General features: G+C 65.8%; 22 protein-coding genes. 11 read left to right on the forward strand and 11 right to left on the reverse strand.

Annotation, left to right across the window (positions count from 1 at the left end; genetic code table 11):
• Positions 1–86 precede the first annotated feature (86 nt).
• From E5A73_RS17930 to E5A73_RS21485, 6 genes are all read left to right on the forward strand, one after another.
• Positions 87–2228: a TonB-dependent siderophore receptor gene (locus E5A73_RS17930; protein ID WP_135965213.1), complete on the forward strand. Its 2142-nt coding sequence runs from the start codon at positions 87–89 to the stop codon at positions 2226–2228.
• An 8-nt stretch (positions 2229–2236) separates the two neighbouring features.
• The gene (locus tag E5A73_RS17935) at positions 2237–2542 is read left to right on the forward strand and encodes a ketohydroxyglutarate aldolase (protein ID WP_135965214.1); all 306 of its coding nucleotides are present in this window, start codon (positions 2237–2239) and stop codon (positions 2540–2542) included.
• Positions 2539–4032, forward strand: coding sequence for a PepSY-associated TM helix domain-containing protein (locus tag E5A73_RS17940; protein WP_240700248.1), 1494 nt, complete (start codon positions 2539–2541; stop codon positions 4030–4032). Before E5A73_RS17935 ends, E5A73_RS17940 begins: the two co-directional genes overlap by 4 nt.
• The gene (locus tag E5A73_RS17945; protein WP_135965216.1) at positions 4029–4370 is read left to right on the forward strand and encodes a DUF3325 domain-containing protein; all 342 of its coding nucleotides are present in this window, start codon (positions 4029–4031) and stop codon (positions 4368–4370) included. The genes E5A73_RS17940 and E5A73_RS17945 overlap by 4 nt, the downstream gene beginning before the upstream one ends.
• A 98-nt stretch (positions 4371–4468) precedes the next feature.
• On the forward strand, positions 4469–5473 hold the full coding sequence (locus tag E5A73_RS17950; protein WP_135965217.1) for a LacI family DNA-binding transcriptional regulator: 1005 nt from the start codon (positions 4469–4471) through the stop codon (positions 5471–5473).
• 106 nt (positions 5474–5579) lie between these two features.
• Positions 5580–5747 carry a hypothetical protein gene (locus tag E5A73_RS21485; protein WP_168355975.1) on the forward strand — a complete coding sequence of 56 codons (168 nt, stop codon included), beginning with the start codon at positions 5580–5582 and terminating at the stop codon, positions 5745–5747.
• 152 nt (positions 5748–5899) lie between these two features.
• Here E5A73_RS21485 and E5A73_RS17955 read toward each other — a convergent pair whose 3' ends face one another.
• Positions 5900–7192 carry an MFS transporter gene (locus E5A73_RS17955; RefSeq protein ID WP_135965218.1) on the reverse strand — a complete coding sequence of 431 codons (1293 nt, stop codon included), beginning with the start codon at positions 7190–7192 and terminating at the stop codon, positions 5900–5902.
• Positions 7193–7347: 155 nt separating this feature from the next.
• Here E5A73_RS17955 and pgsA point away from each other — a divergent pair, with 155 nt between their 5' ends.
• The 3 genes from pgsA to E5A73_RS17970 are packed head-to-tail and all read left to right on the forward strand — an operon-like array spanning position 7348 to position 8587.
• Complete coding sequence (gene pgsA, locus E5A73_RS17960) at positions 7348–7902, forward strand: CDP-diacylglycerol--glycerol-3-phosphate 3-phosphatidyltransferase (protein WP_135965219.1); 555 nt, start codon at positions 7348–7350, stop codon at positions 7900–7902.
• Positions 7902–8153 carry a MoaD/ThiS family protein gene (locus tag E5A73_RS17965; RefSeq protein WP_135965220.1) on the forward strand — a complete coding sequence of 84 codons (252 nt, stop codon included), beginning with the start codon at positions 7902–7904 and terminating at the stop codon, positions 8151–8153. Before pgsA ends, E5A73_RS17965 begins: the two co-directional genes overlap by 1 nt.
• Positions 8150–8587, forward strand: coding sequence for a molybdenum cofactor biosynthesis protein MoaE (locus E5A73_RS17970; RefSeq protein ID WP_135965221.1), 438 nt, complete (start codon positions 8150–8152; stop codon positions 8585–8587). The genes E5A73_RS17965 and E5A73_RS17970 overlap by 4 nt, the downstream gene beginning before the upstream one ends.
• A gap of 106 nt (positions 8588–8693) precedes the next feature.
• On the opposite strand, the gene E5A73_RS17975 is transcribed toward E5A73_RS17970, so the two are convergent.
• The 4 genes from E5A73_RS17975 to E5A73_RS17990 form a co-directional block, all read right to left on the reverse strand.
• The gene (locus E5A73_RS17975; RefSeq protein ID WP_135965222.1) at positions 8694–9593 is read right to left on the reverse strand and encodes a hydrogen peroxide-inducible genes activator; all 900 of its coding nucleotides are present in this window, start codon (positions 9591–9593) and stop codon (positions 8694–8696) included.
• 139 nt (positions 9594–9732) lie between these two features.
• A complete protein-coding gene (gene ahpF / locus E5A73_RS17980; protein ID WP_135965223.1) occupies positions 9733–11313 on the reverse strand; it encodes an alkyl hydroperoxide reductase subunit F in 1581 nt (526 codons plus the stop codon).
• Between the two features lie 104 nt (positions 11314–11417).
• Positions 11418–11981 carry an alkyl hydroperoxide reductase subunit C gene (gene ahpC, locus E5A73_RS17985; RefSeq protein ID WP_135965224.1) on the reverse strand — a complete coding sequence of 188 codons (564 nt, stop codon included), beginning with the start codon at positions 11979–11981 and terminating at the stop codon, positions 11418–11420.
• A gap of 219 nt (positions 11982–12200) precedes the next feature.
• A complete protein-coding gene (locus E5A73_RS17990; RefSeq protein ID WP_135965225.1) occupies positions 12201–12959 on the reverse strand; it encodes a sulfite exporter TauE/SafE family protein in 759 nt (252 codons plus the stop codon).
• A 157-nt stretch (positions 12960–13116) separates the two neighbouring features.
• On the opposite strand from E5A73_RS17990, the gene epsC reads away from it, so the two are divergent.
• Together epsC and E5A73_RS18000 are read left to right on the forward strand one after the other, a co-directional pair.
• Positions 13117–13812: a serine O-acetyltransferase EpsC gene (epsC, locus tag E5A73_RS17995; protein ID WP_135965226.1), complete on the forward strand. Its 696-nt coding sequence runs from the start codon at positions 13117–13119 to the stop codon at positions 13810–13812.
• Positions 13812–14150, forward strand: coding sequence for a DUF2794 domain-containing protein (locus E5A73_RS18000; RefSeq protein ID WP_135965227.1), 339 nt, complete (start codon positions 13812–13814; stop codon positions 14148–14150). The genes epsC and E5A73_RS18000 overlap by 1 nt, the downstream gene beginning before the upstream one ends.
• A 102-nt stretch (positions 14151–14252) precedes the next feature.
• On the opposite strand, the gene E5A73_RS18005 is transcribed toward E5A73_RS18000, so the two are convergent.
• From E5A73_RS18005 to phoB, 6 genes are all read right to left on the reverse strand, one after another.
• On the reverse strand, positions 14253–14687 hold the full coding sequence (locus E5A73_RS18005; protein WP_135965228.1) for a hypothetical protein: 435 nt from the start codon (positions 14685–14687) through the stop codon (positions 14253–14255).
• A 580-nt stretch (positions 14688–15267) separates the two neighbouring features.
• Positions 15268–16389 (reverse strand): hypothetical protein, encoded by a 1122-nt coding sequence (locus tag E5A73_RS18010; protein WP_135965229.1) that lies wholly within the window; start codon positions 16387–16389, stop codon positions 15268–15270.
• 71 nt (positions 16390–16460) lie between these two features.
• Positions 16461–16718, reverse strand: a complete 258-nt coding sequence (locus tag E5A73_RS18015; protein WP_135965230.1) for a hypothetical protein — start codon at positions 16716–16718, stop codon at positions 16461–16463.
• Between the two features lie 52 nt (positions 16719–16770).
• Positions 16771–17658 carry an SDR family NAD(P)-dependent oxidoreductase gene (locus E5A73_RS18020; RefSeq protein ID WP_135965231.1) on the reverse strand — a complete coding sequence of 296 codons (888 nt, stop codon included), beginning with the start codon at positions 17656–17658 and terminating at the stop codon, positions 16771–16773.
• A gap of 66 nt (positions 17659–17724) precedes the next feature.
• Positions 17725–18135: a Fe-S oxidoreductase gene (locus E5A73_RS18025; protein WP_135965232.1), complete on the reverse strand. Its 411-nt coding sequence runs from the start codon at positions 18133–18135 to the stop codon at positions 17725–17727.
• 77 nt (positions 18136–18212) lie between these two features.
• Entirely contained in the window at positions 18213–18905 is a 693-nt protein-coding gene (phoB, locus tag E5A73_RS18030) for a phosphate regulon transcriptional regulator PhoB (protein WP_135965233.1), read from the reverse strand.
• Positions 18906–18907 lie beyond the last annotated feature (2 nt).

Raw genomic sequence — 18907 nt, forward strand, 5'->3', positions numbered from 1 at the left:
GCTGCGGCGCGTTAATGCTATTGCGATTGACTCGCATTACAGTCGCTTTTATGGCGCCCCCACCATCCGGTCCAAGGGGAAATCAAATGAAGCTGGCGCCGCGCCAACTCCTGCTGGCGAGCACGCTGCTTGCCGTCGCACCAGCTTCTACCCTCGCTGCAGTGGCCAATCCCGATCCGGCGGCGTCCGACGAGCAGGACCAGGCCAAGGGCGAAATCGTGGTGACCGGCACGATCGAACGGCAATCCAGCTCGGCGACGGGCCTGGCGCTCACGCCCAGGGAGACGCCGCAGTCGGTCACCATCATCGATCGCCAGCGGATCGAGGATTTCGCGCTGACCAACATCAACGACCTGCTCGACCAGACGGTGGGCATCAATGTCGAGCGCGTCGAGACCGACCGCACTTATTTCAATTCGCGCGGCTTCGACGTGTCGAACTTCCAGGTCGATGGGATCGGCCTGCCGCTCTTCTGGGGGATCCAGTTCGGCGAGCTCGACACTGCCTTGTTCGACCGGGTCGAGACCGTGCGCGGCGCCAATGCGATCATGACCGGCATCGGCAATCCCTCGGCGACGATCAACTATGTCCGCAAGCGCCCGGTCGACGGGTTTCAGGCGGATGCTACCGTGCAAGCCGGATCGTGGGGCAAGTGGCGGGGCGAGGCCGATGTGTCGATCCCGCTCGGCGACACGGTCGCGGCACGGCTGACCTATGCGCATGAGGAGCGCGATACGCATCTCGACTACAACCACGTCAACCGCGACGTCTTCGGCGCGGTCATCAGCTGGGACGTGACTCCGCAGCTCAAGCTCACGGCAGGCTACAGCCAGCAGGACAATGATGCCGACGGCGTGATGTGGGGGGCGCTTCCGCTCACCTATTCGGACGGCACGCGCATCGGCTTGCCGGTTTCCGCCTCCACTTCGGCCGACTGGACCTATTGGAACGTCAATGACCAGAGCGCCTTTGCCGAGATCGGCTATCAACTGGGCGGCGGCTGGTCGGTGAAGGGCGTCTTCACCTACAAGCGCTTCGAAGAAAATGCGAAGCTACTCTACGCCTTCGGCTATCCGGACAAGGCGACCGGCCTCGGCGTCGAGGGGTCTTCCGGCATCTATCCCTCGATCTACGACCAGTATCTCGGTGATTTCTATGCGTCGGGGCCGGTCAAGCTGTTCGGGCGCGAGCATCAGCTCGCCTTCGGCGTGTCGACTGCGCGCTCGGATGCGCTCGAATATGAGGATTTCTCCAACGACGCGATCGTCTATCCGCCGGTGGAAGACTGGGGCAAGGGCCTGATCCCTGAGCCGAGCTACGGAAACGAATATCTCGCCGCAGACTATAGCGATCGTCTCACGCGGGTTTACGGCGCCGCCCATCTCAACTTCGCCGACAATCTCAAGGCGGTCGTGGGCGCCAGCGCGATGTGGATCAAGTCGACCGGCTATTCCTACGACACCGACCAGTCGCGCAAGAACAACAAGGTCAGCCCCTATCTCGGGCTGCTCTTCGATCTCACCAAGAACGTCACGCTATATGCGAGCTATACCGACATCTTCAATCCGCAGGTCGAAGTCGATTCCGACAACCGCAAGCTCGATCCCGCGCAGGGCAGCAGCCTGGAGGGCGGGATCAAGAGCACCTGGTTCGACGGGCGGCTCTACGCCACTGCCTCCTTGTTCCGTGCCAAGCAGAAGGGGCTGGCGCTGTTCTCCGGGGTGTTCACCGATCCCGATGGTCCGGGCAAGGTCGGCAACAGCTTCTATGAAGGCGTCGACACCAGCTCGAAGGGCTTCGAGCTCGAAGTCGCCGGCCGGATCACCGACAATTGGAGCCTGAGCGGCGGCTATACCGGGTTCGAGGTCGAAGACGAGGCCGGCGAGCGCACCCGCATCTGGATCCCGCGCAAGACCCTCAAGCTCGCCACGACCTGGGTCGAGCCGCGGCTCAACGACCTCAAGCTCGGCGCGCAGTTGCGCTGGCAGAACGACATCCACTACGTCGACACCGGCGTTCAGGATGTGGGTGGCAACGATGTCGTGCTCAAGCAAAAGGGTTATGCAGTGGTCGATCTGATGGCCGGGATCCGCCTGTTCGATCGCGTGCGCGCCACCGCCAATGTCCGCAACGTCACCAATCACAAATATCTGGCCAGCCTGATGTGGGGACAGGCCTATTACGCGGCGCCCCGCAGCGCGACGCTGTCGCTAAGCATCGCATATTGAGCGTGGCGGTGGCGGGGGGCGCACGATCCGGGCGGGAAGGCTGGCGCTATCGCGGCAACGTCGCCGCGCGCGCGGTGATCGGCACCGTCGGGGCCTATGCAGTCGCGGCCTTGCTTGCCACCGCGCTGGCGCGCACGCTGGCGATGCCGCGCGTCGAGGCAGTAACCGTGGCGACGTTGCTCGGCTTCGTCGTCGCGCCCGCGGTCACGATCTGGGCATTCCTCGCGCGCGGGCCCTGGCGCGCCGCCGCGGGCGTGCTTGCGGTGGCGCTGCCGCTCGCCGCGATCGTCTGGGCGGCGGGATCGCCGGCATGACCGCGGTGCGCGAGGGTGCGCGGCAAGTGATGGCGTGGCTGCACGGCTGGACCGGGCTATTGCTCGGCTGGGTGCTGTTCGTGATGTGCCTCGCCGGCACGCTCAGCGTGTTCAAGCCCGAGATCGGCCGCTGGATGCGTCCCGAGGCGACCGCCATTGCCGATCCGGCCCAGGCGATCGCCGCTGCGGGCAATTGGCTTTCGCGCAACGCCCCCGACGCCACTGGCTGGTACCTCGCCGCCCCCGATGGCCGGATGCGCACCGTCGAGGCGGCGTACGATACCGGCGGCGCCTTTCTCTACCGCGCGCTCGATCCGGTGACCGGCGCGCCGGTCGCCCGCGAGACATTCGGCGGCGAGTTCTTCTACCGCCTCCATTTCGAGCTCGAATTGCCCTTTCCCTGGGGCCGGCTGCTCGCCTCGCTCGCCGCCGCGGTGATGCTGATCGCCCTGATCACCGGGATCATCGCGCATCGCCGCATCTTCCGCGACTTCTTCACCTTCCGGCCGCGCAAGGGCCAGCGCTCGTGGCTCGACGGACACAATGCGCTCGGCGTGCTGGCGCTGCCCTTCCATTTGATGATCACCTTCACCGGGCTGATCACGCTCGCCTCGCTGAGCATGCCCTGGGCGATCAGCGCGGCCTATGGCGAAGACGTGGCGGCGCTGTACCGCGAACAGGTCCCCGGCATCGCCGAGCGCGCCGCTACCGGAACCAAGGCGCCACTCGCCCCGCTCGCGCCGATGCTGAACGAGGCGCAGCGCCGCGTCGGCGGCGCGATCGGGCGCGTCTATGTGCTCAATCCCGGCGACAAGGCTGCGGTGGTGACGGCGTTCCGCGCCGATTCGGGCCAGATCGGCTATACCCCCGCCGAGATCAGCTTCGACGGCGCGACCGGGCGAGTGCTGGCCGAGTGGTCCGAGACGCGGCCCGCGATCCAGACCTACAATGTGCTCTACGGCCTGCACATCGCCCGCTTCGCGCCATGGCTGACGCGCTGGCTCTATTTCCTCGGCGGCGCGATGCTGACGCTGGCGATCGCCACCGGATTGGTCCTGTGGATCGTCAAGCGCCGCGAGCGCGCGCCGCTCTCGCTGGCCAACAGGATCCTCGAGCGCCTCAATGTCGGCGTGCTCGCCGGCGTGCCGCTCGGCTGCGTCGCCTTCCTGCTCGCCAACCGCCTGCTGCCGCTGGGCGTATCGGGTCGAGCGGAGGCGGAAGTGTCGGTCGCCTTGTGGACCGCCGCGGCCGCATTGGCGGTCGGCGCGGCGCTGCCGCCCAGGGTCGCCTGGCCATTGTTGCTCGGATTGGTCGCGGCGAGCTGCGCGATCGCGCCCTGGCTCGTGCCGCTGGGGCAGGGCGACGCGGCCTTGCGCATCGGCAATCTGATGCTGCTCGGGTTCGCCGCGGCCTTCGCGGCGCTGGTATGGCAGCAGCTGCGGCGCTCTTCCGTCCCCGTCTCGCGCCGCGCGGCAAGGGCGGCCGCATGATCGCAGCGGGGCTGCTCTATCTCGGCCTGTTTGCCTTGGCGGCAGCGATGCCGCGCCACGCGCCTGCGTTGCTAGGGCCTTGGCATGTGCGCCAGCGGATTCCCCGCCTGCCGCTCGTCGGCTGGACCCTGGTCCTGCTCTCGCTCGCGGCGGCGCTGTCGGCGCCGGACTGGCCGCGGGCCCTGGTCGCCTGGTTCGGCCTCGCGCCGCTTGCTGCCGGAATCGTGCTGCTGAGCCTCACCTTCGCGCCGCGGCTGGCGCGCGTGGGTGCGATATTGGCGGCCGGGCTGGCGATCGTCGGGCTCGCGACCCTAAGCGGGGCGGGCGGCCCGGTCTGAAGCGATAGCGACGCACCTGCAGCATATATCTTGGCTTGCACGATGGCAGCGCTGTCAAATATGCCGGGTGCCGGGCCGCTTTCGGCCGGGGGTCCGCCATGTCCAGCCGTCCGACGATCAAGGAAGTCTCGAAGATCGCGGGCGTGTCGTTCAAGACGGTCAGCCGCGTCCTCAACAACGAAAAGCATGTCAGCGAAGAGACCCGCCGCCGCGTCGAGGAAGTCGTCGCGCGATTGAACTTCCGCCCCAGCCATGCCGCGCGCACGCTCGCCGGGCGGCGCTCGTTCCAGGTGGCTTTGCTCTACGACAATCCCAGTCCCTATTATGTCTATCACATCCAGATCGGCGCGCAGAAGCGCTGCAGCGAGCTCGGCTATCGGCTGCTGCTCCAGCCGGTCGACAGCCAGTCGCCCGATCTGGTCTCGAATGTCATGGCGCTAATCGACGAGGCGCATCTCGACGGCGTGATCCTCTCCCCGCCGGTCACCGAAATGATTGGATTGCTCGACGAGCTCGATCGCCGCGGCCTGCCTTATGTCCGCATTGCGCCCGGCGCGCGCAAGGAAGCCGGCATGGCCGCGACAATCGACGATGTCGCCGCGGCGCGCGAAGTCACCGAGCATCTGATCGAGCTCGGCCATCGCTCGATCGGATTCATCCGCGGCCTCGAGAGTCACGTCTCGACCTGGGAGCGCCTGCAGGGCTATCGCGAGGCGCTCGAAGCGCACGGCATCGCGTTCGACGAGGATCTCGTCGCGGCGGGCGAGAACAGCTTCACGTCGGGCGGCGATGCGGCGCGGAAGCTGCTCGAACGCCAGCCGCGTCCGACCGCGATCTTCGCCGGCAATGACGATATGGCGGCCGGCGTGCTGGCAGTGGCGCACGAGAGCGATGTCGACGTGCCCGGCCAGCTGTCGATCGTCGGCTTTGATGATTCGGACCTGGCCAAGGCGGTGTGGCCGCCGCTCACGACGATGCGCCAGCCGGTGCGCGAGCTCGCTTACGCCGCCGCCAATCTGATGCTCGCGCCCGATGCCGAGCCGCAGGTCATGCTCGAGCACAAGCTCATGGTGCGCGCGACCACCGGCCCGGCACCGCGTTAACCACCCGAGCCGAGGAAATTCGCCGGGCGGACTGTCCCGCGAAAAGACGCGCGTTAACCTTCTTCGGCGCTGGCAATAAAAGTAAACAAGTCGTTAACTCCTGGCCATGCAGACTCGTCTCGTCGCCGAGGGCCATGCCCGCCGCCATCCGTTCCGCGTGCAGATGCGCCGCATAGTGGCGATCGAGCGCAAGATCAGCGACGACAGCGACTGGAAGCTGTTCGCACTGAGCTTCGCTGCGTTCTTCGTCTGCTTTTCGACGTTCATCGCCTGAAAATTCCTCCCTCGCTCCGCAGGAGCGGGGGAGGGGGACCACCGCCAAAGGCGGTGGTGGAGGGGGCGTAGCCGCAAGCGATGTCCGCGCGGCCAAGCCCCCTCCGTCACGCTTCGCGTGCCACCTCCCCCGCTGCGCGAGGGAGGAAAGAATCAGGGAATCGGATCGAGCCCGTGGGGCAGGTCCTCGGCCTTGTACAATCGCCACGCGCAATACGCCGAGGCTAGGCACAGCAGGAACACCACCCAGATCGCGTGGACGACATCCACCCCGGGGACATGCGTCAGCCCCAGCACGCCGACCGATCCGATCACCATCGCCCCCGAATTGACGATGTTGTTCGCCGCGACGGTGCGCGAGGTCTGCGATTTGTCCACCGTGGTGGTCAGGAAGGCATAAAGCGGCACGACGAACATGCCTCCGGTGATCGCGATCATCGCGAGATCGAACAGCACGCGCCACGCATCGGGCAGAGCGAGGAAGTTCGCGGTCTTGAGCAACGGCCCGTCGCTCACCGGAAAGAAGGTCGCGGCGAAGAAGAAGTCGACCACGAATACCGACATCGCCAACACCGAGGCGGGGGCATATTTCGCCGAGACATGCCCCTTGAGCAGCCGATTGATGATGATCGATCCGATCGCGATGCCCACCGAGAAGATCGCGAGGAACACGCTCGCCACGTCCTTCTGCGCATGGAACACGTTCTTGACCAGCGGCGGGAACAGCACGCCAAGGATCGCGGCGATCGTCCAGAACACGCTGATTGCGACGATCGCGAGATACAGCCGCGGAATGTGCATCGTCGCGCCGATCAGCCGGGCCGATGCGCGAAAGATGTTATAGTCGATCTTGAGCTTGGTCAGCGGCGGCGCCGGCGGGATCTGCAGCGAGGCCAGCCAGCCGATCATCGCGACGCCGATCACTGCGAACGCCGCGAAGGTCGGGCTGATCAGTCCTCCCGCGATCGTCCCGCACAAGATCGCGATATAGGTCCCCGCCTCGACCAGCCCGGTGCCGCCCAGCACTTCGTCGTCGTTGAGATGCTGGGGCAGCACGGCATATTTGATCGGCCCGAAAAAGGTCGAGTGGATCCCCATGCCGACGAGCGCGACCAGCATCAGCGGCAGGCTCTTGATGAAGATGCCCAGCGCGCCGACCAGCATGATCAGCACTTCCGCGGCCTTGATGATCCGCATGATCTTCGCTTTGTCGTAGCTGTCGGCGAGCTGGCCGGCGAGCGCGGAGAAGAGGAAGAAGGGCAGGATGAAGATGCCGGTGGCGACGGCGCTGAACCGCGTCTCCTCCTCGACCGAGTTGAAGATCTGGTAGGTCGCGAAAAAGATCATCGCATTCTTGAAGAGGTTGTCGTTGAACGCCCCCAGGAACTGGGTGACGAACAGCGGCAGGAAGCGGCGCTCCTTGATCAACCCGAGCGCACCGATCATATCGAACCCATGTCCTTGAAGCGCGAGGAGCGAGCCCCGCCAAATGACGGGTCCGCATAGCCGAGGGTCAGGGAACGTATCAACCGCCATATGCGTCGCACCCCCATGACGAAGATGGTTTCGGCAGCCGTGCGACCAATGCTAGGACAGCCGCGATGCTGACTCTTCCCAACATCCTGACGCTGTCGCGGATCGTCACGGTGCCGCTGCTCGCGGCGTTCCTGTGGTGGCCCGAATGGCGGACGGGATACGCCATCGCCTTCGCGATCTACTGCCTGATGGGCATCACCGATTATTTCGACGGCTATCTCGCCCGCGCGCAGGGCACCGTCTCCAAGCTCGGCGTGTTCCTCGATCCGATCGCCGACAAGATCATGATCGCCGCGGTGATCCTGATGCTGGTCGGCAAGGGCGTGATCAGCGATTTCCATTTGATCGCGGCGTTGATCATCCTGCTGCGCGAAATCACCGTCTCGGGGCTGCGCGAATTCCTCGCCCAGCTTCAGGTGTCGATGCCGGTGTCGCAGCTCGCCAAATGGAAGACGACGTTCCAGCTCGTCGCGTTCGGCGCGTTGATCCTCGGCCAGGCGCTGCCGCAATATCCGTGGGTGGCGCTGGTCGGGCTGGTGACGTTGTGGAGCGCCGCGGTGCTCACCGCGATCACCGGCTGGGACTATCTGCGCGTCGGCCTCAAGCACATGGATACGTGATGGACCTGCTCTATTTCGCCTGGGTGCGCGAGCGCATCGGGACGGGACAGGAGCGGCTCGATCCCCCCGAGGCAGTCGTCAACATCGCCGATCTGATCGGCTGGCTCGCTACCTTGAGCCCCGGCCATGCCGAGGCGATGCGCGAGCCGGAGCGGCTGCGCGCCGCGATCGATCAGCGCTTCGTGCCGCTCGATGCGCCGCTCGGCAATGCCCGCGAAGTCGCGCTCTTCCCCCCGGTGACCGGCGGATGATCCGCGTCTCGGTCGATTCCGCGCCGATCGAGCTGTCGGTCGAAGTCGCGGCGCTCGAGGAGCGCGGGGCAGGCGGCGTCGCCACCTTCACCGGCCTGGTCCGCGGCGACGACGGCGTCACCGCGCTCGAGCTCGAACATTATCCGGGCATGACCGAGGCAGTGCTTATCGACCTCGCCGAGGCGGCGACGTCGCGCTGGGAGCTGCTCGGCGTGACGATCGTCCACCGGGTCGGGATAATGACGCCGGGCGAGCGGATCGTTTTCGTCGGCGCCGCCGCCCACCACCGCCGCGAGGCGCTCGACGCCTGCGCCTATCTGATCGACCGGCTCAAGACCGACGCGCCGTTCTGGAAGCGCGAGCAAATCGGGGAGGGGGCCCGCTGGGTCGAGGCGCGCGCTAGCGACGGGGATGCTGCGGGGCGCTGGCTCTAAGCACCCCCAACTGTCACCCCGGCGAAGGCCGGGGCCCAGGGTTTCTGATACCGGCCGGTTCTGCTTGGCCCTGGGTCCCGGCCTTCGCCGGGATGACGAAAGGGGGCTATCGCGTCTGCGCCAGAACCTCCGCCAGCAACCGGAAGTCGCGCTCCCGCGGGCTCGCCTTGCGCCACACCAGGGCAATCTGCCGCGACGCATTCTCCGCCTCCAGCGGCCGCGCGGTCACCCGCGTGTGTTCGAGGATCCCCGCGTCGATCGCCATCTGCGGCAGCATCGTCACGCCCAGCCCGTTATCGACCATCTGCACCATCGTATGCAGCGACGTCCCAAGCATCGTCGCCTCGGCACGGAGCTCTGGGCGGTTGCACGCGGCCAGCGCATGGTCCTTCAGGCAATGCCCGTCCTCGAGCATCAGCAGCCGGTTGGCATCGATGTCGGCAGGGCGGATCGTCGGGGTCGGGTCCATCTCGCCTTCTGGAAACGCGACGAACAGCCGATCGTCGAACAGCCGCGCCGCCTCGACTTCGCCGCAGCCGAAGGGAAGCGCGAGCAGCACGCAATCGGTGCGCCCGTGGTGGAGCTGCTCGCAGGCCTGGCCGCTGGTCTCCTCGCGCAGGAACAGCTTGAGGTCGGGATATTCGCGGCGCAGCCGCGGCAGGATGCGCGGCAGCAGGAACGGCGCGATCGTCGGGATCACGCTCATCCGCATCTCGCCCGACAGTGGCCGCCCGGCGACCCGCGCGAGATCGCCAAGCTCGTCGGCCTCGCGCAGCACGCGCCGCGCCTTCTCGACGATCCGCTCGCCCAAGGGCGTGAACCGCACCACCCGCCGCGTGCGCTCCACCAGCACCACGCCGATCAGCGTCTCGAGCTCGCGAATACCGGCGGAGAGCGTCGACTGGGTGACGAAGCTCGCCTCCGCCGCGCGGCCGAAATGGCCGGAATCGTGCAACGCGACGAGGTACTGAAGCTGCTTGAGCGTCGGGAGGTAAGTCGCGGCCACTGATCGCCTCTATCGATTGAATTGGCGTATATAAGTGACTTCTTCTCTTACGTCATCCCGGCGAAGGCCGGGACCCAGAGCCACGGGCGACGCGGCTTTGGGCTCTGGGCCCCGGCCTGCGCCGGGGTGACAATAAGGGTCAGGCCGCGGCTTCGATCCGTTCTTCGGCCGGCAGCCGGATCAGATAATCGAACGCGGAGAGCGCCGCAGTCGACCCCGCGCCCATCGCGATGACGATCTGCTTGTACGGTACCGTCGTCGCGTCGCCCGCGGCGAAGATCCCCCGCTGCGACGTCTCGCCGCGCGCGTCGATCTCGATCTCGCCGCGCGGGCTCAGCGCGACGGCATCCTTGAGCCATTCGGTATTCGGCACCAGCCCGATCTGGACGAAGATGCCTTCGAGCGGGACTTCGTGCGAGGTGCCGTGGTTGCGGTCCTTGTAGACCAGGCCGATCACCTTCTCGCCGTCGCCCTGAACTTCGGTGGTCAGTGCCGAGGTGATCACCTTGACGTTCGGCAGAGTCGCCAGCTTGCGCTGGAGCACTGCGTCGGCGCGCAAGTCGCTGTCATATTCGATCAGCGTGACGTGCGCGACGATCCCCGCCAAGTCGATCGCGGCTTCGACCCCCGAATTGCCGCCGCCGATCACCGCGACGCGCTTGCCCTTGTAGAGCGGCCCGTCGCAATGCGGGCAGTACGCCACGCCCTTGTTGCGATACTGCTCCTCGCCGGGAACCCCCATCTGCCGCCAGCGCGCGCCGGTCGACAGGATCAAGGTCCGCGCCTTCAGGCTCGCGCCATTGGCCAGCCGCACTTCGTGCAGCCCGCCCTCTTGTCGAGCGGGGATCAATTTCTCGGCGCGCTGCAGGTTCATCACGTCGACGTCATACTCCTTGACGTGCTGCTCGAGATGCGCGGCGAGCTTGGGGCCCTCGGTATGCGGCACCGAGATGAAATTCTCGATCGCCATCGTATCGAGCACCTGCCCGCCGAAGCGCTCGGCGGCGATGCCGGTGCGGATGCCCTTGCGCGCCGCATAGATCGCCGCCGCGGCACCGGCCGGTCCGCCGCCGATCACCAGCACGTCGAATGCGTCCTTGGTCTTGATCTTGTCGGCCGCGCGCGCCTCCGCGCCGGTGTCGAGCCTGGCGACGATCTGCTCGAGCTCCATCCGGCCTTGGCCGAACGGCTCGCCGTTGAGGAACACCGTCGGCACCGCCATCACCTTGCGGCGCTCGACCTCGTCCTGGAACAAGGCGCCGTCGATCGCGACATGCTTGATCCGCGGATTGAGCACCGCCATCAAATTGAGCGCCTGCACCACGTCGGGGCAATTCGCGCACGACAGCGAGAAATAGGTTTCGAACGCGAAGTCGCCGTCGAGATCCTTGACCTGATCGATCAGCTCCTGCGCCGCGCGCGACGGATGCCCGCCGACCTGAAGCAAGGCGAGGACCAGCGAGGTGAATTCATGCCCCATCGGCAGACCCGCGAAGCGCACGCCGATATCGGTGCCGGCGCGGCGAATCATGAAGCTGGGCTTGCGCGCATCGTCCTTGCGGACGACGCTGATGTCGTCCGAGAGCGCCGCGATGTCGTTGAGCAGCCGCTCGAGCTCGCCCGACTTGGCATCGTCGCCCAGGCTGGCGACCAGCTCGATCGGCTGCTTGATGTTGACCAGATAGGTCTTGAGCTGCTGGGTCAGATTGGCGTCGAGCATGGGATACTCCGGTAACTTGAAACAAAACGACCCGGGATGAACCGAAATCCACCCCGGGCCGCATGGGCGCCCCCACAAGGGGGGAGGGAGGGGCGCCTTAGGGGCTAGATCTTGCCGACGAGATCGAGCGACGGCGCAAGGGTCGCTTCACCCTCTTCCCACTTGGCCGGGCAGACTTCGCCCGGATGCGCGGCGATATACTGCGCGGCCTTGATTTTCCGCAGCAGCTCGGTCGCGTTGCGGCCGACGCCTTCGCTGGTGATCTCGACCAGCTGAATCACGCCCTCGGGATCGACGACGAAGGTGCCGCGGTCCGCAAGGCCCTGACCCTCGCGCAGCACCTGGAAGTTGGTGCTGAGCACGTGGTTCTGGTCGCCGAGCATGAAGTAATTGATCTTGCCGATCGCCGGCGAGGTATCGTGCCATGCCTTGTGGCTGAAATGCGTGTCGGTCGACACCGAATAGACTTCGACACCCATCTTCTGGAGCTGCGGATAGATGTCGGCGAGGTCCTCGAGCTCGGTCGGGCACACGAAGGTGAAGTCCGCCGGATAGAAGAAGAACACGGCCCATTTGCCGCGGGTGTCGGCATCGCTGACCTCGACGAACTTGCCTTCCTTATAGGCCTGCGCGGTGAAAGGCTTGATCGAGCTTCCGATGAGCGCCATGCGAATTTTCCTCCAAAGGCGTTGTGTTGCAATGCGGGATATAGGCGCGCTGCAGTGCAATGCTAATGGGAAGCTTCGCTTGCGTTGATCGAGTGAGGCGATCAGTGGCGCGGAATTGATCGGACCCGTCGTCATCCCGGCGAAGGCGGGATCTCGGGAGTAGAGGACGGTACGTGGCACGAGATCCCGGCCTTCGCCGGGATGACGGATTACGTTGTTCTACCGCACTGCAAGATAAAGATTGTACAGGCTGGTCACCGTCAGCACCACGCCCACCATCAGCATCAGCCTTTTGGGGTCGACGCGCTTGGCCAGCATCGCGCCGAACGGCGCCGCGATCACGCCGCCGATGAGCAGGCCGACCGTGGCGAGCGTGAACGCCCCCCAGCCGAGCTGGGTGATGAACGTCGCCGAGATCGTCGTCGTCACGAAGAATTCGGCGGTGTTGACCGTGCCGATCGTCATCCGCGGGCTCGATCCCTGGACCAGCAGGTTGCTGGTCACCACCGGGCCCCAGCCGCCGCCGCCCGCCGCATCGAGGAAACCGCCGGCCAGCCCGAGCGGCTCGACGATCTTGGGGCTGCGCTCCTGCGGCGGATAATGCCGGCTGCGCCACAACAGATAGATCCCGATCGCCGTCAGATAGGCGAGAATGAACGGCTTGGCGGTCGCGGCGTGGATATTGGAGAGCACATAGGCGCCCAGCGCGCCGCCGATCACCCCGGGAATCGCGATCCGCAGAAACAGCTTCCAATTGACGTTCTTGTGGAGCGCGTGGCTGATCCCCGAGACCGCAGTGGTGAAGGTCTCGACGGTGTGGACGCCCGCCGATGCCATCGCCGGGGGCACGCCGAGGCTCAGCAGCAAGGTGTTCGAAATCACGCCGAACGCCATGCCCAGCGCCCCGTCGACCATCTGCGCGGCAAAGCCCACGGCGATGAAGGGAAGCAGCGCCGTGAGGTCAATTCCGAAGATCATCCGCGCCCTGCATCCGCCTGTTGGACGCGCAGGAATGCCGCGCCGATCCAATTCCTACAAGATACATCGTGTTTAGGTGGGACAAGCGCGGAGAGGGGCCGTTCTGGAAATTTGGCGTTCCGTGCATTAGATGAACCCGTCAAAGGGGAACCCGGCCATGTTCCGTCGTCTGAAGGCCTATCTCGATTCGATCCGCGCGCGCGATCCCGCGCCGCGCAGCCGTGCCGAAATCCTGCTCTACCCGGGGGTGTGGGCGGTCTTCTATCATCGCATCGCGCATCGGCTGTTCAAACGCGGCTGGTTCTTCCTCGCCCGCGCCGTCAATCACTGGTCGCGCTGGATGACGGCGATCGACATCCATCCCGGTGCGACGATCGGCCGCAATTTCTTCATCGACCATGGCTTCGTGGTGATCGGCGAGACCGCCGAGATCGGCGACAACGTCACGATCTACCAATGCGTCACGCTGGGCGGCACCAGTCCGGACAACGGCGTCGTCGGCAAGCGCCACCCGACCATCCTCGACGGCGTGATCATCGGATCGGGCGCGCAGGTGCTGGGGCCGATCACCGTCGGCGAGCGCTCGCGGATCGGCGCCAATGCCGTCGTCACGCGCGACGTGCCCGAAGGCGCCGTGATGGTCGGCATCCCGGCCAAGCCGATGCTCGTCGAGGCGGCGACGTGGCAGAAGGATTTCGTGCCCTATGGCACCCCGTGCAGCGAGACCTTCGATCCCGCGACGCAGAAGCTCGAGATCATGCGCTGCGAGCTCGAGACGCTTCGCAAACGCCTCGACACGATGATCGAATCGACCGAGGCCGCCAGCAAGACAGGGCGTCGCGACCGCGCCTGATGGGAACCGTGACGCCACTCCCGCTCGGCCGTCCGACACAGGTCGGCTTCGAGCGTCTCGAACTCACCCGTATCCTCGATCTCTACGGCCGGATGGTCGCGGCGGGGCATTGGAAGGACTATGCGATCCAGTTCGACCAGGACGCCGCCGTCTTCGCCGCCTTCCGCCGCGCCGCCGAGCGTCCCGAATTCCGCATCGAGAAGCGCCCGGCGCTGCGCAACCGCCAGGGCATGTGGGCTTTGGTCAACGAAGCGGGGATGATCCTCAAGCGCGGGCACGAGCTCGGCCCGGTGCTGGCGCCGGTCGAGCGGCGGCTGATGAAATTGGTGGGGGAGTAGAGCGCCGGCGAATGGCGACTTGTGGGTGGGAAGCGGAATGGCGGCTCTCAGGAACGACGAAAGCGATTGTTGCCCTTCCGCGTTGACCTCGCGGGAATGACGCTACCCCCCCGCTTTCAGTTGGGGAATGAAAGGCTGCAGTTGGATGCCGGGGCATGCTCTTCTCAGCTCCGACTGATGCGCATCATACATCGTCGTATTGTACAGATAAGCGAAGGCGCGGGCCGTCTGTGCGCGACGCCATTCGGTTCGTATCAGCCCGCGCCCTTCCGAGAAGTCCGCCTGTTCGATCTGCACCCGTTTGAGTTTCCAGAAGGCCGATGATTGCGCCGAGTCAGGACAATAGATGCCAGGCGTCCTCGTCCCGGGACTTATTGAATCATATCGATGCTCGTAAAGCTTCGGCGGTAATCCCGCGACAGCATCATCCAAGGCTTCCGCCGCACCGTTTCTGCCATCGTAGCTGCCGGTCGCTATGTGAAGCGGGCCAATTGCGAGTGCAGCGAAGACGGACGTCGCAAGAACCAACAAAGCCACTCTTTTCCACAAGATTGAAGAGGGGCCAGCAAGCCGCATCCGACTGTGGTGCCGCGGAGTGATTGCAATCGGGTTAAATACCCGTGTTCAACGTCGGCTTTCCGGCAGGTCGATGGCAGCTTAGAACGTCAACGGTTGGGGCGTCAGTGGTCGTTGCGTTGCTGAATGAACGAACGACCGCTTTCGGGAGCAACGGCTAACCTGCTGAATGGTGGGTATTAGGGGCGACGGCGGCGGTTCCGCTCCGATCTTCCATCGCCCAAAATCAACCCTGGCAATGTAGGATTTGTTCTGCTTTCGTTCGAGTATGCGCAAACCTCGCCTGCACCATGGCGTCACGCCGCATCCCGCCCGGCGGTTGACTCGTGACTGTGCAAACCAGTCAAGCGCGCCGCTTGACTCTGACCCTCGAACGCAAAAACCCACGAAAATCCGCGCTTTTCGATCCAACCAGATGGTTAGTAGCCCCATCCATGCCAACCTTTCGGTTGGCTATCCGTGCGCCCGCCGATCGCCGTGCGGCGCACAGCAAAAGGGCCCGGGAAACGCCCGAGCCCTTTCGAATCGACACGCCTTGGTGTCAGGCGATGGCAAGCTGCTGGGTGGGCGGCAGGCGCCCCTCCAGATCCTTGCCGAGCAGCCCCACGACCTGCCGCCGCATCGGCTGCCAGAAGGCGGAGAGGGTGAGCAGCGCCGATCCGATCACCAAGGCGGTCAGCGCCGCGGCCAGCTCGACGGCGCCGCTCTGCTCGAACAGCGCATACATCGCCCACAGCACATAAACGAGGCTCGAGACGAGCAGCGCCCGCCGGTCGACCGCCAGCGCCACCGCGGCGAAGACCACGTAGAGCGCGAGCACTACGCCGGCCATCGGCGCGGCGATGTCGCCGTCGAACACGCCGAGCATGTGGAACACCGGATGCGCGATCAGCGGCGCCGCGGCGAGGTGCAGCCAGAAGGCGACGTCCGAGCGGCGCGTGCGGCGCTCGCGGTCCGAAATGTCCCAGCGCATCGCGAAGGTGAAGACCAGCACGCCGGCGATCAGCAGCATCAGGTTGAGCGAATCCTGCGAAGCGGGAACGAAGGCCGTGATCGCCCCTACCGCCACCGCGACCAGCGCGAGCGCGCCTACTGCAATGGTGATCGGCACCATGAAGCGGCGCCAGTGCAGCCAGGTCGCCCCGGCAGTGACGATCCCGGTGACGATCCCGATCGCGCCGGCGAGCTGGCGCTGCTGGAGCTCGGTGGTCAGGCCGAATTGCTCGGAGAGCCACGGCGCATTGGCGCCCCAGATCGCGCCGAACCCGACGAAGATGCCGCCGGCAAAGCCGAGCAGCAGCAGGATGCTGGGGAGCGCCATCCGGCGTTGCCGCGTGAAATATTCGGCGAGCAGCCAGCTGGTGATCGACACCGCGAACCCGCCGAACGCAGCGGCGACGCCCACTTGGCGCGGGCCTTCATTGGCGTCCAGGTCCATGATCTTCGCGCCGATATAAAAGCCGATCCAGCCGACCGCGACGAGGATCAGGATCGATGCGATCCCGACGAAGATGTCGTTGAACCCGGAGAGCAACCGGAAGCTCTCTTCGTCGACGGTTGGGGTAGACCGGCTCGCGGCTACGTGGTTCCTGAGGGCGGCCGCAGCCTCGGGCGTGATCGCGCCCGCCTCCACTGCGCCTGCCAGGTCGCTTTCGCTGTACATGGGCAATCCTCCTGTTGTGCGGGAGGTTCTAGCACGAGTGTATTAGTGAAGCAATACGGTGATGCGCCGCGTCAACAAGCGGCTAGGGTCATGGCGAAGCCGACGCGCAGGCACAGGCCGTCCGCGACTCTGATTTTCGGACGCCGGTCGACGGTCAGCGGATCCGGCCGGGGCGCCGTGCGGGCGAGGCGGTCGGGTTCCCGCGCACCGCAGACGAGAATCTCCTCGTCGGCCAATTGGCGGCGGCATTCGGGCTTGGCGAAGAGGCGTGGCCCGATGACGACTTCGTCGGGATCTGCCGTCTGCATCAGCGCGAGGAGCAGGAACATCGGTGGTGCCTCCGGGCCGGAGATTGGTCCGCGGCGCGGCTGCAGGCAAGCGCTATTGCAGCCGCGACAGAATCGACATGGTCTGCTCGGATCCCGAATTGGGGACGATTTCGCCCGTACGGTCGATGATCTCGTGCCACTGCGCCGCCACGCTCTCGGGCGTCGGTTCGGCCAGTTTCGCGCCTTGCGTGAGCGTCACATATGCCGCCTGGACGACCCCGCCGCCCGCGCCGATGATCATGTTGGTCGGGGCGTCTTCCGAGACCAGAAACAGCGCCGCGGGGGCGACATTCTCGGGCGCGAAGGCCTTGAACGCGGCTTCGGGAAAGATGTCCTCGGTCATCCGCGTGCCTGCGACGGGGGCGATCGTGTTGACCTTGATCCCGTATCTGGCGCCCTCGAGGTGGAGCGTCTTGGCGAGGCCCGCGAGCCCGAGCTTGGCGGCGCCGTAATTGGCCTGGCCGAAATTGCCGTACAGCCCGGTGGAGGATGCGGTCATCAGGATGCGGCCGTAATTCTGGTCGCGCATCGTGTCCCATACCGCCTTGGTACAATTGGCCGAGCCGATGAGATGGACATCGACGACGAAGCGGAAATCCTCCGGCGCCATCTTGGCGAAGCTGCGGTCGCGCAGCACGCCGGCATTGTTGATCAATATGTCGACCCGGTCCCAGCGCGCCTTGGCGGCTTCGACCATCGCGACCATCTGATCATATTCGGTGACGCTGCCACCGTTCGAAACGGCCTCGCCGCCCGCCGCCGTGATTTCCTCGACCACCTTGAGCGCGGCGTCCGAGTGGCCGGTGCCGTCGCGCGTACCGCCAAGATCGTTGACGAGAACCTTCGCGCCGCGCCGCGCCAGTTCGAGCGCGTAAGCGCGTCCCAGGCCGCCGCCCGCGCCGGTTACAATGGCGACGCGGTTTTCGAAACTTATGGTCATCGGAAGCGCTCCAGCTGCGGAGCGCTTCCTAGACGTTTTTACCTCAGGCTGAACAGCCCGTGGGGCTCAACGGCCGCCGCGCTGGCGGCACTGGTCCTTCACGGTGCGCGAGCACAAAGGATAGGCGTTCGGTGCGGCAGTCGGCGCGGGGGCAGCTGCTGCCTCGGGGGCCGCCGTCGTGGCCGAAGCCTCGGGCGCGGGAGCCGCCGTATCGGGTGCCGGAGCGGCCGCATCGGGTGCCGGCGCCGCCGGTGCAGTCGCGGCATCAGGCGCGGCGGTGTCCGGCATCGTCGTCGTGCCCGATCCGGTGGTGCCGGCATTGGGGTCGGACGGCGGGGTGTTGGGATCCGGGGTGGTCGTGCCCGGCGCGGCCGGGCTGGTCGTCGTGGCGGGCGGAGTCGTCTGCTGTGGGGTATCCTGGGCGACGGCCGTGCCGCCGAATGCGGCGATAGCGGCCGCCAATGCGATAAGCTTCATCAAGCTTCTCCTGAATTTTGCTCGGACGCAGCATGCGCGTTCCGAACAATCAACGCAGGAGAATGCCGGTTAGCTCCTCAGTTCCCCGCGTCCAGGGCATAGCCCGCCGAACGAACCGTCCGAATGATGTCCGGCCGGTCGCCATTGTTGATCGCCTTGCGCAGCCGCCGGATGTGGACGTCGACGGTACGGCTTTCGATGTCGCTGTCATGCCCCCACACTGCATCGAGCAGCCGCTCGCGCGAGAAGACCCAGCCCGGATGCTCGAGGAAATGCTTGAGCAGGCGGAATTCGGTCGGTCCGAGCGAGATGACTTCGCCGCCGCGGCGGACCTTGTGGCCCACCGTGTCCATCTCGATGTCCGAATAGCTGAGCGCCTCGCCGGCGAGTGCGGGCCGCACCCGCCGCAGCACCGCGCCGACCCGCGCGACGAGTTCGCGGGGGCTGAAAGGCTTGGTGACGTAATCGTCCGCCCCGGTTTCGAGTCCGCGCACGCGATCCTCTTCCTCGCCGCGCGCAGTCAGCATGATGATCGGGATATTGGCGGTCTCGGGCATGCGGCGCAGCCGGCGGCACACTTCGATCCCCGAAAGCCCCTCGACCATCCAGTCGAGCAGCACGATGTCGGGGGTCGCTTCCTTGGCGAGCAGCAGTGCCTCCTCGCCGTCGGGGGTGTGCTTGACCTCGTAATCCTCGCGCTTGAAGTGCCACGTCACCAGCTCTGCGATCGCGGCGTCGTCCTCGACGAGAAGCATCTTTACCCGGGCCATAT

It is taken from the genome of Sphingomonas gei (assembly GCF_004792685.1).
GTDB classification, from domain to species: domain Bacteria; phylum Pseudomonadota; class Alphaproteobacteria; order Sphingomonadales; family Sphingomonadaceae; genus Sphingomonas; species Sphingomonas gei.

Coding starts and splice junctions, on each gene's coding strand:
- E5A73_RS17930 (WP_135965213.1), top strand. CDS start 87: ATGAAGCTGGCGCCGCGCCAACTCCTGCTGGCGAGCACGCTGCTTGCC.
- E5A73_RS17940 (WP_240700248.1), top strand. CDS start 2,539: ATGACCGCGGTGCGCGAGGGTGCGCGGCAAGTGATGGCGTGGCTGCAC.
- E5A73_RS17945 (WP_135965216.1), top strand. CDS start 4,029: ATGATCGCAGCGGGGCTGCTCTATCTCGGCCTGTTTGCCTTGGCGGCA.
- E5A73_RS17950 (WP_135965217.1), top strand. CDS start 4,469: ATGTCCAGCCGTCCGACGATCAAGGAAGTCTCGAAGATCGCGGGCGTG.
- E5A73_RS21485 (WP_168355975.1), top strand. CDS start 5,580: ATGCAGACTCGTCTCGTCGCCGAGGGCCATGCCCGCCGCCATCCGTTC.
- E5A73_RS17955 (WP_135965218.1), bottom strand. CDS start 7,192: ATGATCGGTGCGCTCGGGTTGATCAAGGAGCGCCGCTTCCTGCCGCTG.
- pgsA (WP_135965219.1), top strand. CDS start 7,348: ATGCTGACTCTTCCCAACATCCTGACGCTGTCGCGGATCGTCACGGTG.
- E5A73_RS17965 (WP_135965220.1), top strand. CDS start 7,902: ATGGACCTGCTCTATTTCGCCTGGGTGCGCGAGCGCATCGGGACGGGA.
- E5A73_RS17970 (WP_135965221.1), top strand. CDS start 8,150: ATGATCCGCGTCTCGGTCGATTCCGCGCCGATCGAGCTGTCGGTCGAA.
- ahpF (WP_135965223.1), bottom strand. CDS start 11,313: ATGCTCGACGCCAATCTGACCCAGCAGCTCAAGACCTATCTGGTCAAC.
- ahpC (WP_135965224.1), bottom strand. CDS start 11,981: ATGGCGCTCATCGGAAGCTCGATCAAGCCTTTCACCGCGCAGGCCTAT.
- E5A73_RS17990 (WP_135965225.1), bottom strand. CDS start 12,959: ATGATCTTCGGAATTGACCTCACGGCGCTGCTTCCCTTCATCGCCGTG.
- epsC (WP_135965226.1), top strand. CDS start 13,117: ATGTTCCGTCGTCTGAAGGCCTATCTCGATTCGATCCGCGCGCGCGAT.
- E5A73_RS18000 (WP_135965227.1), top strand. CDS start 13,812: ATGGGAACCGTGACGCCACTCCCGCTCGGCCGTCCGACACAGGTCGGC.
- E5A73_RS18010 (WP_135965229.1), bottom strand. CDS start 16,389: ATGTACAGCGAAAGCGACCTGGCAGGCGCAGTGGAGGCGGGCGCGATC.
- E5A73_RS18015 (WP_135965230.1), bottom strand. CDS start 16,718: ATGTTCCTGCTCCTCGCGCTGATGCAGACGGCAGATCCCGACGAAGTC.
- E5A73_RS18020 (WP_135965231.1), bottom strand. CDS start 17,658: ATGACCATAAGTTTCGAAAACCGCGTCGCCATTGTAACCGGCGCGGGC.
- E5A73_RS18025 (WP_135965232.1), bottom strand. CDS start 18,135: ATGAAGCTTATCGCATTGGCGGCCGCTATCGCCGCATTCGGCGGCACG.
- phoB (WP_135965233.1), bottom strand. CDS start 18,905: ATGGCCCGGGTAAAGATGCTTCTCGTCGAGGACGACGCCGCGATCGCA.